General features: G+C 31.9%; 10 protein-coding genes. 4 read left to right on the forward strand and 6 right to left on the reverse strand.

Annotation, left to right across the window (positions count from 1 at the left end; translation table 11 throughout):
• Positions 1 to 158 precede the first annotated feature (158 nt).
• Positions 159 to 1,229, forward strand: coding sequence for an N-acetylmuramoyl-L-alanine amidase family protein (locus FF125_RS14920; RefSeq protein WP_138950515.1), 1,071 nt, complete (start codon positions 159 to 161; stop codon positions 1,227 to 1,229).
• 163 nt (positions 1,230 to 1,392) lie between these two features.
• Positions 1,393 to 2,529, forward strand: a complete 1,137-nt coding sequence (locus FF125_RS14925) for a putative porin (protein ID WP_138950516.1) — start codon at positions 1,393 to 1,395, stop codon at positions 2,527 to 2,529.
• Positions 2,530 to 2,812: 283 nt separating this feature from the next.
• On the opposite strand, the gene FF125_RS14930 is transcribed toward FF125_RS14925, so the two are convergent.
• Positions 2,813 to 3,541, reverse strand: coding sequence for an FKBP-type peptidyl-prolyl cis-trans isomerase (locus FF125_RS14930; RefSeq protein WP_138950517.1), 729 nt, complete (start codon positions 3,539 to 3,541; stop codon positions 2,813 to 2,815).
• 166 nt (positions 3,542 to 3,707) lie between these two features.
• Here FF125_RS14930 and ftcD point away from each other — a divergent pair, with 166 nt between their 5' ends.
• Together ftcD and FF125_RS14940 are read left to right on the forward strand one after the other, a co-directional pair.
• On the forward strand, positions 3,708 to 5,402 hold the full coding sequence (gene ftcD / locus FF125_RS14935; protein ID WP_138950518.1) for a glutamate formimidoyltransferase: 1,695 nt from the start codon (positions 3,708 to 3,710) through the stop codon (positions 5,400 to 5,402).
• A gap of 3 nt (positions 5,403 to 5,405) precedes the next feature.
• A complete protein-coding gene (locus FF125_RS14940) occupies positions 5,406 to 5,864 on the forward strand; it encodes a GNAT family N-acetyltransferase (protein ID WP_138950519.1) in 459 nt (152 codons plus the stop codon).
• Between the two features lie 5 nt (positions 5,865 to 5,869).
• Here the strand turns inward: FF125_RS14940 and FF125_RS14945 are convergent, their stop codons facing one another.
• The 5 genes from FF125_RS14945 to rpoB form a co-directional block, all read right to left on the reverse strand.
• On the reverse strand, positions 5,870 to 6,412 hold the full coding sequence (locus FF125_RS14945; RefSeq protein ID WP_138950520.1) for a hypothetical protein: 543 nt from the start codon (positions 6,410 to 6,412) through the stop codon (positions 5,870 to 5,872).
• Positions 6,412 to 7,551, reverse strand: coding sequence for a hypothetical protein (locus FF125_RS14950; protein ID WP_138950521.1), 1,140 nt, complete (start codon positions 7,549 to 7,551; stop codon positions 6,412 to 6,414). Before FF125_RS14950 ends, FF125_RS14945 begins: the two co-directional genes overlap by 1 nt.
• 54 nt (positions 7,552 to 7,605) lie before the next feature.
• On the reverse strand, positions 7,606 to 7,917 hold the full coding sequence (locus FF125_RS14955) for a DUF3467 domain-containing protein (RefSeq protein WP_117883593.1): 312 nt from the start codon (positions 7,915 to 7,917) through the stop codon (positions 7,606 to 7,608).
• A gap of 2 nt (positions 7,918 to 7,919) precedes the next feature.
• The gene (rpoC, locus tag FF125_RS14960; protein ID WP_138950522.1) at positions 7,920 to 12,191 is read right to left on the reverse strand and encodes a DNA-directed RNA polymerase subunit beta'; all 4,272 of its coding nucleotides are present in this window, start codon (positions 12,189 to 12,191) and stop codon (positions 7,920 to 7,922) included.
• 74 nt (positions 12,192 to 12,265) lie between these two features.
• Positions 12,266 to 16,081, reverse strand: coding sequence for a DNA-directed RNA polymerase subunit beta (gene rpoB, locus FF125_RS14965; protein WP_138950523.1), 3,816 nt, complete (start codon positions 16,079 to 16,081; stop codon positions 12,266 to 12,268).
• Positions 16,082 to 16,092 lie beyond the last annotated feature (11 nt).

Consider the following 16,092-nt stretch of genomic DNA (forward strand, 5'->3'; position numbering starts at 1 on the left):
CAATTATTATTAAATTTTTAAACCTCTGTCGTTGTATCTATTGATGGTTCTATAAAAATTATTAATTTCGCCTACTATTATAATAATTTTAAATATCGCTATTTCTAAAAATGAGAATGGCATATGGTTTTAAATAATTCAAAAAAAGTAATTAATAAATGCTAAAACAAATATTCTGCTTTCTCTTTTTTCTTGGTATAAACATTTTTGTTATTGCTCAAACATCACATAAAACGGTGGTCGCCGTTAATGGTGATGGCGTTTATTCTATACTTCGAAAAAATGGTTTAGAACCGACAAAGTATCTTAAAGAATTTATAGAATTAAATAAAAAGAACTTAAGAACCAATAATGGTTTGCTCATAGGAAAAACCTATTTCCTTCCATTAACTCAAAAAGACAGTATTACTGCTATAAAAATACCTAAAATAACTGATTCTGTTCCTACTGAAACGATTTCAGAAAGAATTGATACTATTGTATCACAAGAGAAAATTTACGATCCGATTTTTGGTAAAGACTACAATCCTATTGTTATAGAAAATAAAAAATTAAAAGGTGCAATATACTATTTAATTTCTGGGCATGGCGGTCCTGATCCTGGTGCAATGGAGAACTACAATGGCACGCTTATTTCTGAAGATGAATATGCTTATGATGTAACTCTACGTTTAGCTCATAAGCTTATATCTCATGGAGCAAAGGTTTACATAATTATTAAAGATAAAAATGACGGCATTCGTGATGATAAAATATTAGAAGTAGATCATGATGAATTTTGTTTCCCCGAAAACCAAATTCCATTAAGCCAAAAATTGCGATTACGACAACGAACAAAAGCAGTAAATAATTTGTTTTTAAAACATAAAGGTGCCTACCAAAGATTAATTGTTACACATGTTGACAGCAGAAATAAGAATAAAAATATTGATGTTTTTTTCTATCACGACAGTAAAAGTAAAAGTGGAAAAAAATTAGCCGAAAATATCCATAATTCTTTTAGAGATAAATATAACGAACATCAACCAAATAGAATATACGATGGTTCAGTAAGCACTAGGGGGTTATATTTAATAAAAAGTACATTACCTGCCATGGTATATATTGAATTGGGCAATATCAAAAATAAAAAAGATCAAAAACGAATTCTTAATTATAAAAACAGAGAAGCCTTAGCCGAATGGATTCATAACGGACTTTTAGTTGATTTTGATGAAAATAAAAAGTAAATTTAATTAGTTATAAAAGCATTACCAAGTATGGCTTTCTTCTCCATGATTATGGTTGATATTTAATTATTAACTCTAGGTAAAAATCAATTGATTTTTACTAAAATATTGCTAATTTCGTTTTTAAATCAAACCAATTTATTATCATATAACAATTCTCATCTTGAAAAAAATAATATACTCTTTACTACTAGTACTATTCCCTCTATTTTTATCAGCTCAAAGTAATGATACTCTAAAAAAACTTTCATTTATGGGAGATTTTAGATTTAGAATAGAACAAGATTGGAAATCTCTCAATTCTTCAGGTGTTTATCGCGATGACCGAACACGTCTGCGTTATAGGGCTCGTTTTGGAGTTTCCTATACATATAATGATTGGCTATCATCAGGAATTCGAATAAGAACAGGTGACCCAAAAAAGCAGCAGGATCCTCAATTGACATTAGGTGATGGTTTTAAAGAATTCGGTACTTTACCAATTGCTATTGAAAAAATTTATGCCAAATTCAACTATAAATGGTTTTCTGCCTGGGTTGGTAAAAATGCTTTTCCTTTTGAAAAGCAAAATGAACTGTTTTGGAGCGATAACGTTTTTCCAGAAGGTGTTGCATTATCAGGTAAATTTAATTTTGAAAAAAATTTTTTAACATCGTTACAAATAAATACTGGTCATTTTATTGTGGCAACCCAAGGTAAATCTCTAGAGTCGGACAGTTACTTTCAAGGAGTCCAGATCGTTACCACACATTGGAAAAACAGAATTAAAATATTTCCTTCTTATTATAGTTTTAATAAAATGCCTAATATCCCTGATGGTAATGAAACATATCTATTAGATTATTCTATTGTACATGTTGGAGCAAATATTAAATTAGTTAATCACCCAAAAATAATGGCTGGTTTTGACTATTACTTTAACACTAAAGACTATGATAAAAAAGACTCAATTCCTGAAAAATTTAAAAATGAGAAAAGAGGTTTTGTATCCAATATTAGTATAGGGAATTTAGCAAAAAAAGGGGACTGGAAAGTGCAATTAACCCATACTTATTTAGAAAGGTATGCTGCTGTTGATTTTTTATCACAAAATGATTGGGCAAGATGGGACTATTCTTCACAAGGTTCACCAGATGGTAGGTTAACAAATTTTAAAGGTCTTGAAATAGCTGGTGGATATGCTATTGATAAAAACATTAATCTAAAATTAAGGTATTTTATAGTAGACCAAATTATACCAACCGGTAATGATAAAGAAACTGGAAACCGAATTAGATTAGATTTTAATATCAGCTTTTAAAACCATAATTGAATATAAATTTTACCATGCGTTATGCCTTTAGTAAAATTAAAAGGAGGTTTTGATAAATTTAGCTATGTTTAGATCAATACCTTAGAATTTTAAAACAGGTAGAATATAAAACGAGTAAACAAAATTTAATAATGTGAAAAGTTATTCCAATGTGACGATAACCAACCATTTTCCTCTATTATATATGCTAACTCTTTTTTTGCTTTATTAAACAAAAAAAGGAGCAATGTAAACATCGCTCCTTTTTTTATATATTATTTGTTTGCTATTATTACTTAATAATTTCTAACATTTCAACTTCAAAAATTAAAGTTGAAAAAGGTTTAATTGGTCCATTAGGTCTTGGAAAAGCACCATAAGCCAACTCTTGAGGAATAAAGAATTTGAATTTAGAACCAACAGGCATTAACTGTAATCCTTCTGTCCATCCTTTTATAACTTGGTTAACTCCAAATTCAGCGGGTACTCCTTTATCTACAGAACTATCAAATACAGTTCCGTCAATTGAAGTTCCATGATAATGAACTTTTACCTTAGAAGTAGCACCTGGTTTTTCACCAGTACCTTCTTTTAAAACAATGTATTGCAAACCGCTAGCAGTTGTTTTTACACCTTCTTTTGTTTTATTTTCAGCCAAGAATTTTTCACCTTCTGCTTTGATTGGTGCAAAATCTTTTTCAGCTTTTGCTAAAGCTTCAGCTTGTTGTTTTTCTTGTGCTGCCATTTGTTTACCTTGCATGTAAGCTCTAATAATACTATCAGTTTTTGCAGCAGGAATTAAAATACCCAGAGAATCAGCTCCATTTCTATAACCTTGCACTACTAAATCAGTATCAAGATCTTCAAAAGTTTGTTTTAAACTAGAAGCTATATTTACCCCTAATGCATAACTTACTGAATCAATTTCAGTCTTTAATGCCTTTTTTGTAACACCTTGGCTGTTACAAGAAAAAAGTACAGTTGACATTAATATAACTGTAAAAAATTTCACTATTTTCATTTTATATTATTTTAAATTCGCCGCAAAACTAAGGAATTTTAATCACTTATTTTCATTGATTTAAATATTTTTATCGTTATTAGAAAGAGTATTATAATCCTAAAAATTGTAATATCTCAAAAACAAAATATAACTTTGATATTCATAACCTGAAAAGCGTATTAAGATGCAAAAACAATTGATAGAATGCGTACCCAATATTAGTGAAGGTCGCAATACCGAAAAAATTAATACAATAGCACATATTGTAGAGACTGTTGAAGGTGTAAAACTGCTAGATATTGATCCTGGAAAAGCCACAAACCGCACCGTTATTACTTTTGTTGGCGAACCCGAACAGGTTATTGAAGCGGCATTTAAACTGATTAAAAAAGCTTCTGAATTAATTGATATGCGTCATCAAAAAGGCGAACATCCTAGGTTTGGTGCTACTGACGTTTGCCCTTTAGTACCAATTTCAGGAATTACATTAGAAGAAACAGCAAAATACGCTCATAAATTAGGAGACCGTGTGGGTAAAGAACTTGGAATACCTGGGTATTTTTATGAAACCGCAGCAAAAGAAAATAAACGTAAAAATTTGGCCAATTGTAGAGCTGGAGAATATGAAGGTTTACCTAAAAAATTAATAAACCCTGAATGGAAACCTGATTTTGGCCCAGCCGAATTTAATGACAGTGTTTCAAAAACAGGAGCCATAGCTATTTCTGCACGTGACTTTCTCATTGCCTATAATATTAACCTAAACACAACCTCTACTCGAAGGGCCAATGCCATCGCTTTTGATATGCGTGAAGCTGGTAGAATTAAAAGAGAAGGAAATCCGATTACAGGTAAAAAAGTAATGGATAATAATGGAGAGCCCATTCGTATTCCTGGTAAATTAAAAGCCGTAAAAGGTATTGGTTGGTATATTGAAGAATATGGTATTGCTCAAATTTCATATAACTTGACCAATATTTCAATCACGCCAATGCATATCGCTTTTGATGAAACGGCAAAAATTGCAGAAGAAAGAGGGTTGAGAGTAACGGGTTCTGAATTGGTTGGGCTTATTCCTCTTAAAGCAATGTTGTCTGCTGCTGATTATTTTCTAGAAAAACAACAACGCTCTCTAGGCATTTCTGAAAAAGAAAAAATAAAAATCGCCGTAAAATCTCTTGGGTTAGATGATTTGAAACCCTTTAATCCAAAAGAAAAAATAATAGAGTATGTTTTGAATAAAGATGTAAGTAAAAAGCTTATTGATTTATCTTTATCTGATTTTACTGACATAACCGCAAGTGAATCCGTTGCTCCTGGTGGTGGTTCTATTGCCGCCTATACAGGTGCATTAGGGGCTGCTTTAGGGGCTATGGTTGCCAACTTATCTTCTCATAAAGCTGGTTGGGATGATAAATGGAAATATTATTCAAATTGGGCAGAAAAAGGACAAGTATTTAAGGCCAAATTACTCTTTTTGGTAGATGAAGACACCAATGCCTTTGGTAAAATTATTGATGGCTTTAGGATGCCTAAGAGTACAACTCAAGAAAAAGAACTAAGAAGACAGGCTATTGAAGATGCTACAAAATATGCTACTGAAATTCCATTTCAAGTTATGGAAACAGCGTATAATTCAATGGAAGTAATGCAAACAATGGTTAAAGAGGGTTTACCTAGTTCACTTTCAGATGCCGCCGTTGGAGTGTTATGTGCAAGAACCGCTGTAATTGGTGCCTATTTTAATGTAAGAATTAATGCTAAGGATTTAAAAGATAGGAATTTTGCTCAGGAAATCATAGCAAAAGCTGATAAGATATATAACGATACTTTACGTGTTGAAAAAGAAGTAATTGAGTTTGTAAATAGTAAAATGTAGTAAATGGAAATAGAAATCATTCCATATGAGGATAGATACAAAACTTATTTTAGAGATTTGAATATAGCCTGGCTAAAAAAACATTTCTATGTAGAGGATCATGACAGTGATGTTTTGGAAAATGCTAAAGAATATATTATAGATAATGGAGGCTTTATTTTCTTCGCCTTAATTAATAATAAAATTGCTGGAACAGTTGCTTTAATGAATGAAAAAGAAGGATTTGAATTGAGTAAAATGGCCGTTATCCCTGAATTTCAAGGATTTAAAATAGGGCAACAACTGATGCACTATTGTATAGATTTTGCTAAAAATAAAGGTTGGAAAAAACTAATTATATATTCAAGTACCATTTTAGAGAATGCTATATACATTTACAGAAAATTCGGTTTTAAAGAAGTTGAATTAGAAAAAGACTGCCCTTACCTTCGAAGCGATATTAAAATGGTTTTAGAACTTTAGTAAAACTAATTAAATAGCTCATTAAGCTCATCCAAATCTACATATTTATAATTATTAGGTATGGTCGCATCCAAAAGTTTTACATTTAAATTATGAGCAATATGAAAACCCATTTCCAAAGTAAGGTCATAGTCATTATTCATATAAATATTGAAGTGTTTATTTTTCTCATACCATAAATTAACTTCAAATCTGAAAGAATCATCTACCATAGGTTGTTTAAATACAGAAACATAATTTATTTTCGGTAATTTTCTCCATTTACCATATCGAATAGGTCCAACAGCATATTCATCTTTATATGTATTTACTTCTAAATTAAATACTACATTTTTCACAACTGAAAAGCCGAATCCTAAGGCAAATAAATAAAAGGAAAACTCTACTGAATATATAATATACTTTGCTATATCTTGTGTTACCACCAATTCTTTTTGATAGAAAAACAATAGTAAACTACCAATCCCTAACGTGTAAAAAAAAGTTGCAATAATTATTTGCCAAATAGGCCGTTCGCCTTCAGAAATAACAATCAAGTTTTTTTTCATTAATTTGAATTTAGGTTTATATTCTTTTTACTTATTTTCAAAATAGTAGAAATATGTACCAAACAAATACATAAAAATATACCTAAATAACTAAAAAACAAAAACCACATTATCGGTATTGTAGTCCAATTACTAATAAACTTAGGAAAGAGTAATCCCATTTCAGAGCCGAATAATACTAAGCCATAGCAGAACCAAATTATTGGATGCACTTTTTTTGGTAATGACAACCAAATAAAAGGCGTATATATACCCAAGAAAATTAAATGAAGCCAGGCAATTAAAATAAATCTACTTTCAACAGCCAAATTAGCTATTACAGGAATACTCCCTAAAACATTCAAAAAAGCAATTAGTAGAATACCCAAATAAAGAAATTTATAGCTGTGTTTTAGGATACTGAATTGCTTTACAAAACGTAATAATAAACCAAACAGTCCTAAGGACCCAAGACTACCAAATAATTGAATTGACCAATGATTAAAACTAAAATCTAATGAGTGTGTAAAAAGAAAACCGAGGCCAACGGTAAATACTAATAATTGAATTTTATTGAGTTTAATTTCTGCTTTATGAAATAGCACAGCCAACATCCATGCTAAAAACACGCCAAAATATTGAAAATGTAGGTAAAAGAAAATAGCCTGCTGATACCAAGGTGAATTTTGCATTTCCATTGCCATAAGTGGTCCTAACATGTACGGACCTAAACTTGACAGAAAGTGAAAGACAATCCCTAGTTTTATTAAATTTTGTTGTTTATTATTCGCATCAAGCTTTCTCCAAAAACGAAGCAACAGTAAGTAACTTCCCCATAAATGAACAGTAGAAAACAAAATGGAGTAAAAAGCATATCCCTGTAGGATAAATGCTACTAAAAAAATAGCAACACATCCCTGCAATATCAAAAACAACCGATAAGTAACTTTATCAATCTCAATTACAAACGTTGACCATACAGTGACTAAAAGTGCATTAAAAATAAAGCCTAATAGCATTACATGACTATGTGAATGCAAAATATTCTTAAATGGAAAACCACTAAAAGAACCTGTATAAGCATAACGTAATATCAATCCTAATAAAGCACCAATTATTCCAAACAGTAATGGATAGGTCCAAAGCCTCTTAACCTTCATAATAACTAAGATATAAAAAAAGCCTCCAATATATATTGGAGGCTTTTAATTTATTTATGCTTGACCTGTTGGTCCAAAATTCATTGGAATCGGAGGCTGTTCATAATCTTTTATTTCACCGTGAGCATTTTCGAATCTATTTATATTCTCTGCCAAAGCTTTTGCTAAACGTTTAGCGTGCTGTGGTGTTAAAATAATTCTAGACTTTACTTTAGCCTTTGGTGTACCTGGCATAACGTTAACAAAGTCAACCACAAATTCAGATACAGAATGATTGATAATTGCTAGGTTAGCATAAGTGCCATCAGCAATACTCTCATCTAATTCAATATTTAATTGATTTTCTTTATTTTTATCTTCTGCCATAATTAGTTCTCTTCCATTTCTGCTTTAGATCCTACAATCATATGATCATACATACGCATACCCGTACCTGCTGGAATTCTCTTACCAACAATTACATTTTCTTTCAATCCTTCTAAGGTATCAATTTTACCACTTACAGCAGCTTCGTTTAATACTTTAGTTGTTTCTTGGAAAGATGCAGCAGAAATAAATGATTTCGTTTGTAGTGATGCTCTTGTAATACCTTGTAAGATAGGTTCTGCTGTTGCAGGAATTGCCTCTCTTGCTACCACTAAGTTTTTATCAGATCTACGTAAAATAGAATTTTCATCTCTTAATTTACGTGAAGAAATAATCATACCTAGTTTTAGGTTTTCAGAATCACCTTCATCCTCAACAACTTTCATTCCGTAGATTTCATCATTTTCTTGAATAAAGTCATTTTTATGAATTAATTGATTTTCTAAGAAAATAGTATCTCCAGAATCAATAATTCTTACTTTACGCATCATTTGACGAACTACAACTTCAAAGTGTTTATCATTAATCTTCACACCTTGCAGTCTATATACTTCTTGAATCTCGTTAACCAAATATTCTTGAACAGCACCAGGTCCTTTAATATTTAAGATGTCAGTTGGAGTTACAGCTCCATCAGACAATGCCATACCTGCTTTAATAAAGTCATTCTCTTGAACTAAGATCTGATTAGAAAGTTTTACTAAATATTTTCTAATATCACCTAATTTAGATTCAACAATAATCTCACGGTTACCACGCTTAATTTTACCAAATGAAACCACACCATCAATTTCTGATACAACAGAAGGGTTAGAAGGATTACGAGCTTCAAACAGTTCAGTTACTCTTGGTAAACCACCTGTAATATCACCTGCTTTACCAGATCTTCTAGGTATTTTAACCAATACTTTACCAGCATCAATTTTCTCTCCTTCTTCAACCATCAAGTGAGCTCCTACAGGTAAACTGTAAGATCTTATCGCTTCTCCCTTAGCATCTAATATTAATAAAGTAGGAACTACTTTTTTGTTCTTAGATTCAGAAATTACTTTTTCTTGGTGACCTGTTTGTTCATCGATTTCAACTACATAAGTAATACCTTGATCTATATTTTCAAATCCGATTTTACCTTTAAATTCAGATACAATTACACCATTATAAGGATCCCATTGACAAATAACATCTCCTTTTTTAATCGTTTTAGCATCTTTTACTGATAGGTAAGAACCATAAGGAATATTATTAGTACTTAAGGTAATACCTGTTTTCTTATCTATAATTTTAATTTCCGATGTTCTAGAAATTACAATATCCGCTTTATTACCATCATTATCAAGACCTTCAACTGTATTCAAGTCTTCAATTTCAACCGCACCATCAAACTTAGCAGTTAATTTATTTTCTTCAGAAATGTTACCTGCAATACCACCCACGTGAAAAGTACGTAAGGTTAACTGTGTACCAGGTTCTCCAATAGACTGTGCTGCAATTACACCAACAGCCTCACCAATTTGAACCATATTACGAGTTGACAAACTGTTACCGTAACATTTCGCACAAATACCTCTTGAAGCCTCACAAGTTAATGCTGAACGTACTTCAACACTTTCTATTGGTAACGATTCAATAACGGCAATGATATCTTCATCTATTTGTTCACCTTCACCTACAATGATTTCATCTGTTAAAGGATTTCTAACATTATTTAAAGACGTTCTACCGAAAATACGATCTCCTAACGACTCTACAATCTCTTCATTTTTCTTAAGTGGGAAAATTTCAAGACCTCTTAACGTTCCACAATCGTGTTCGTTTACAATAACATCTTGAGAAACATCTACCAAACGACGTGTTAAGTAACCTGCATCTGCCGTTTTTAAAGCGGTATCTGCTAAACCTTTACGAGCACCGTGTGTAGATATAAAGTATTCTAAAATTGATAATCCTTCTTTAAAGTTAGAAAGAATAGGGTTTTCAATAATTTCTCCACCACCTGCTGTTGATTTTTTAGGTTTCGCCATTAATCCACGCATACCTGTTAACTGACGAATTTGTTCTTTAGAACCCCTTGCACCAGAATCAAGCATCATATATACTGAGTTAAACCCTTGTTGGTCTTCTCTCAAACGTTTCATAGAAAGTTCTGTCAACTTATTGTTTGTAGAACTCCATATATCAATTACTTGATTATAACGTTCTTTATTCGTTAACATACCCATATTATAACTAGCCGTAATAGTATCTACTTGCTCGTTAGCATCATCAATCATTCCTGATTTTTCTTTAGGGATAATAATATCTCCTAAACTAAATGATAAACCACCTTTAAATGAGAAATGATACCCCATTCCCTTTATCGCATCCAAAAATTCTCCTGTAGTAGGTACATTAGTCACTTTTAATATACGACCAATAATATCTCTCAGAGATTTTTTTGTCAATACCTCATTTACATAACCAGCTGCTTCAGGAACCACCTCGTTAAATAAAACTCTACCAACTGTTGTAGTAACAATTTGTGTAGTTAATTCTCCATTTTCATTAAAGTCTTTCGTTCTAACTCTAATTCCTGCATTAAGATCTACTTTCTTTTCATTAAAAGCTATATTTACCTCCTCTGGAGAATAAAAAGTAGTTCCCTCTCCTTTTACTGTATAATTTTCATCAGTTTTACGCTCTTTGGTCATATAGTATAGACCTAAAACCATATCCTGAGATGGTACTGTAATAGGTGAACCATTTGCTGGATTCAAAATACTATGTGAAGCCAACATTAATAATTGACATTCTAAAATAGCTTCTGGTCCTAATGGTAAATGTACCGCCATTTGATCCCCATCAAAATCCGCATTAAATGCAGTACACACAAGTGGGTGTAATTGTATAGCCTTACCCTCAATTAATTTTGGTTGAAAAGCTTGAATACCCAAACGGTGTAATGTTGGAGCACGGTTTAATAATACGGGATGTCCTTTTAAAACATTCTCTAAAATATCCCAAACTACAGGTTCTCTTTTATCTATAATTTTCTTTGCAGATTTTACTGTTTTTACAATACCTCTTTCAATTAATTTTCTAATTACAAAAGGTTTGTATAATTCAGCTGCCATATCTTTTGGCAATCCACATTCGTATAATTTCAATTCAGGTCCAACAACAATTACCGAACGTGCAGAATAATCAACACGTTTACCCAATAAGTTTTGACGGAAACGACCTTGTTTACCTTTTAATGAATCAGATAATGATTTTAAAGGTCTATTTGATTCTGTTTTTACTGCAGAAGACTTACGTGTGTTATCAAACAATGAATCTACAGATTCTTGTAACATACGTTTCTCATTACGTAAAATAACTTCAGGAGCTTTAATCTCCATCAATCTTTTTAAACGGTTGTTTCTAATGATTACACGACGGTATAAATCATTTAAATCTGAAGTCGCAAAACGACCACCATCTAATGGCACTAACGGACGTAATTCTGGTGGAATAACTGGTACCACCTTCATAATCATCCATTCTGGCTTATTTTCTCTATTTAAATTTGCATCTCTAAAAGCCTCAACAACATTTAACCTTTTTAAAGCTTCAGTTTTACGTTGTTTAGAAGTTTCAGTATTTGCTTTATGTCTTAATTCATAAGATAAAGAATCTAAATCTATTCTAGATAATAACTCAATTAAACATTCCGCACCCATTTTAGCGATAAACTTAGTAGGGTCAGAATCATCTAAATATTGATTATCTTGAGGAAGAGATTCTAAAATATCTAAATACTCTTCTTCAGTTAAGAAGTCCATTTTCTCTAAAGACTCTCCTTCTGCATTCTTAGCATTACCTGGTTGAATTACTACATAACGTTCGTAGTAAATAATCATGTCTAATTTCTTAGAAGGTAATCCTAATAAATAACCCATTTTATTTGGTAACGATCTAAAATACCAAATATGAGCAATAGGCACTACTAAATTAATATGACCTACTCTATCTCTACGAACTTTTTTCTCCGTAACTTCTACTCCACATCGATCACAAATAATTCCTTTATATCTAATTCTTTTGTACTTACCACAAGCACACTCATAATCTTTTATAGGGCCAAAAATACGCTCACAAAATAAACCATCTCTTTCTGGTTTGTGGGTACGATAATTTATGGTTTCTGGTTTTAAAACTTCCCCTCTAGATTTTTCTAGAATTGATTCTGGCGAAGCCAAACCAATAGAAATTTTATTGAATTTTTTTACAGTGTATTTTTCTTTTTGTTTTGCCATGATATATTATGCAATCAATTAAAATGTAAAAATGTATTGTAAAACTGTGGAGTCGAAACTCCACAGTTTGATTGTTATTCCTCTAATCTAACGTCTAAGCCAAGTCCTTTTAACTCGTGCATTAATACATTAAACGACTCTGGTAAACCAGGTTCTGGCATTGGTTCTCCTTTTACGATAGATTCGTAAGTTTTGGCTCTACCTAATACATCATCCGATTTTACAGTTAAGATTTCTCTTAATGTAGCAGATGCTCCATAAGCTTCTAATGCCCAAACTTCCATCTCACCAAAACGTTGACCACCAAATTGTGCTTTACCACCTAATGGTTGTTGTGTAATTAATGAATATGGTCCAATAGAACGTGCATGCATTTTATCTTCAATCATATGACCTAATTTAATCATATAAATTACACCTACTGTTGCTGGTTGATCAAAACGTTCACCTGTACCACCATCATATAAGTACGTATGTCCAAATTCTGGTACACCTGCTTTGTTGGTTAATTCAGTAATTTGATCAATACTAGCACCATCAAAAATTGGTGTTGCATACTTTTGATTTAATTTCTGACCAGCCCAACCTAACACTGTTTCATAAATTTGTCCAATGTTCATACGAGAAGGTACACCTAATGGATTTAAAACGATATCAACAGGAGTTCCATCTTCTAAGAAAGGCATATCTTCAGCACGTACAATACGAGCTACAATACCTTTGTTACCGTGACGACCCGCCATTTTATCTCCCACTTTAAGTTTACGTTTTTTCGCAATATAAACTTTAGCAAGTTTTACAATACCTGCTGGTAACTCATCACCAACGGTAATTGTAAATTTCTCTCTACGTAATGACCCTTGAATATCATTCACAGTAATTTTATAGTTGTGAATTAATTCAGTAATCAATTTATTTAAATGATCATCAGTTGTCCAAGTACCTTTAGTTAAGTACTCGAAATTGCTAATTGCATTTAACATTTTCAACGTATATTTTTTTCCTTTAGGAAAAACTTCTTCACCTAAATCATTTAATACACCTTGAGCTGTTTTACCATTAACAAGACTAAAAAGTTTATCAATTAAACGTTCTCTAATATCATCAAACTTAAGAGTAAATTCAGCCTCTAATTTTGCAATATCTTCTTTGTCTTGGCTTCTTTTTGCTTTATCCTTAATTGTTCTTTGGAATAATTTTTTATCGATAACAACACCGTTCAATGATGGAGAAGCTTTTAAAGAAGCATCTTTAACATCACCTGCATTATCACCAAATATAGCACGTAATAATTTTTCCTCTGGAGTTGGATCAGATTCTCCTTTTGGAGTAATTTTACCAATAAGAATATCGCCTGGTTTAATTTCGGCACCAATTCTTATCATTCCATTTTCATCTAAATCTTTAGTAGCTTCTTCACTAACATTTGGAATATCATTTGTTAATTCTTCAGCACCTAATTTAGTATCTCTAACATCAAGAGAATATTCATCAATATGTATAGAAGTGAAAATATCTTCACGTACAACTCTTTCAGAAATTACGATTGCATCCTCAAAGTTATACCCTTTCCAAGGCATAAAGGCTACTTTCATATTTCTACCTAAAGCTAATTCACCTTTTTCGGTTGCATAACCTTCACAAAGTACTTGACCTTTAGCAACTTTATCTCCTTTGGTTACAATAGGATGTAAGTTTATAGAGGTACCTTGATTTGTTTTTCTAAATTTAATAAGATTATAGGTTTTACTATCTTCAGTAAAACTTACTAATCTCTCTTCTTCTGTTCTGTCATATCTAATAGTAACTTTATCAGAATCTACATATTCTACAACACCATTACCTTCGGCATTGATAAGAATTCTTGAATCGGTTGCTACTCTACGCTCTAAACCTGTACCTACAATTGGAGACTCAGGTCTCATCAATGGAACTGCTTGACGCATCATGTTAGATCCCATTAATGCACGGTTGGCATCATCATGTTCTAAGAACGGAATCAAAGAAGCTGATATCGAAGAAATTTGATTAGGAGAAACATCCATATAGTTAACTTCTTCTGGAGTTACTAAAGGAAAATCACCTTCTTCCCTTGCTACAACTTTTTCTAATTCTATTCTACCTTCATCATCTAAATCTAAATTAGATTGGGCAATTTTTTTACCTTCCTCTTCTTCTGCACTTAAATAAATAGGCGTTTTAGTAATATCAATTTTACCTTCAACTACTTCACGATATGGAGTTTCAATAAACCCTAAATTATTCACTTTTGCATATACAGCTAGTGAAGAAATCAATCCAATATTCGGCCCCTCAGGAGTTTCAATTGGACATAGACGACCATAATGAGTATAGTGAACATCACGCACCTCAAAACCAGCTCTTTCTCTAGATAAACCTCCAGGTCCTAATGCTGATAATCTTCTTTTATGAGTAATCTCAGCCAATGGATTCGTTTGATCCATAAATTGAGATAATTGATTCGTTCCAAAAAACGAATTAATTACAGATGATAATGTTTTCGCATTAATCAAATCAATAGGTGTAAACACCTCATTATCACGCACATTCATACGTTCTCTAATGGTACGAGCCATACGAGAAAGACCAACACCAAACTGACTTGCTAACTGCTCTCCAACAGTTCTTACACGACGGTTAGATAAGTGATCAATATCATCAACTTCCGCTTTAGAATTAACCAATTTGATTAAATTCTTGATAATAGTAATAATATCTATTTTAGTTAAGACACGTTCTTCAATATCAATGTCTAAACCTAATTTTTTATTCATTCTATATCGACCAACTTCACCTAAATTGTAACGTTGTTCAGAAAAGAATAATTTATTTATAATACCTTTTGCTGTCTCATAATCTGGCGGCTCAGCATTACGTAATTGACGGTATATATGTTCTACAGCTTCCTTTTCAGAGTTTGTAGGATCTTTTTGTAAGGTGTTATGGATTATAGCATAATCACCCATTTCATTGTCTTCTTTATGTAAAAGAATCGTTTTAGTTCCAGCATCAAGTATTTCATCAATATGCTCTTTTTCAAGAACAGTATCTCTATCTAAAATAATCTCATTACGCTCAATAGATACAACTTCACCGGTATCTTCATCAACGAAATCTTCGTGCCAAGTTTTCAATACTCTCGCAGCTAACTTTCTGTCTAAAACTTTTTTCAATCCACTTTTTGAAACTTTAATTTCATCAGCAAGATCAAATATTTCTAATATATCCTTATCACGTTCATATCCGATAGCACGGAATAATGTAGTAACAGGTAATTTTTTCTTTCTATCAATATAGGCATACATTACCTGATTGATATCTGTTGCAAATTCTATCCAAGAACCTTTAAAAGGAATTACCCTAGCAGAATATAATTTAGTACCATTAGCATGAAAAGATTGACCGAAGAAAACCCCTGGAGAACGGTGTAATTGAGAAACCACAACACGTTCTGCACCATTTATAACAAAAGTACCACTATGTGTCATGTAAGGAATTGTACCTAAATATACATCTTGTACAATAGTTTCGAAATCCTCATGTTCCGGATCAGTACAATACAATTTAAGTCTTGCCTTTAATGGAACACTATGCGTTAAACCCCTTTCGATACATTCTTGAATTGAGTATCTTGGCGGATCAACAAAATAATCTATAAACTCTAATACAAATTGATTTCTGGTATCAGTTATAGGGAAATTATCTGAGAAAGTTTTAAATAAACCTTCGTCACTTCTTTGGTCTGCCTTAGTTTCTAACTGAAAAAAATCTTGAAACGATTTTACTTGAATATCTAAAAAGTCAGGATAATCAGTAATTAGTTTTGCAGATGAGAAGTTTACTCTTTCGGTACTTGTATTTGTTGCCAATGGAGAAATTT

Source organism: Aureibaculum algae (genome assembly GCF_006065315.1).
GTDB lineage: Bacteria > Bacteroidota > Bacteroidia > Flavobacteriales > Flavobacteriaceae > Aureibaculum > Aureibaculum algae.

What these genes read in the sequence shown, in the direction of transcription:
- rpoC (WP_138950522.1), bottom strand. Translation starts at nt 12,191, where the DNA reads ATGGCAAAACAAAAAGAAAAATACACTGTAAAAAAATTCAATAAAATT.
- FF125_RS14930 (WP_138950517.1), bottom strand. Translation starts at nt 3,541, where the DNA reads ATGAAAATAGTGAAATTTTTTACAGTTATATTAATGTCAACTGTACTT.
- FF125_RS14955 (WP_117883593.1), bottom strand. Translation starts at nt 7,917, where the DNA reads ATGGCAGAAGATAAAAATAAAGAAAATCAATTAAATATTGAATTAGAT.
- FF125_RS14940 (WP_138950519.1), top strand. Translation starts at nt 5,406, where the DNA reads ATGGAAATAGAAATCATTCCATATGAGGATAGATACAAAACTTATTTT.
- ftcD (WP_138950518.1), top strand. Translation starts at nt 3,708, where the DNA reads ATGCAAAAACAATTGATAGAATGCGTACCCAATATTAGTGAAGGTCGC.
- FF125_RS14920 (WP_138950515.1), top strand. Translation starts at nt 159, where the DNA reads ATGCTAAAACAAATATTCTGCTTTCTCTTTTTTCTTGGTATAAACATT.
- FF125_RS14945 (WP_138950520.1), bottom strand. Translation starts at nt 6,412, where the DNA reads ATGAAAAAAAACTTGATTGTTATTTCTGAAGGCGAACGGCCTATTTGG.
- FF125_RS14950 (WP_138950521.1), bottom strand. Translation starts at nt 7,551, where the DNA reads ATGAAGGTTAAGAGGCTTTGGACCTATCCATTACTGTTTGGAATAATT.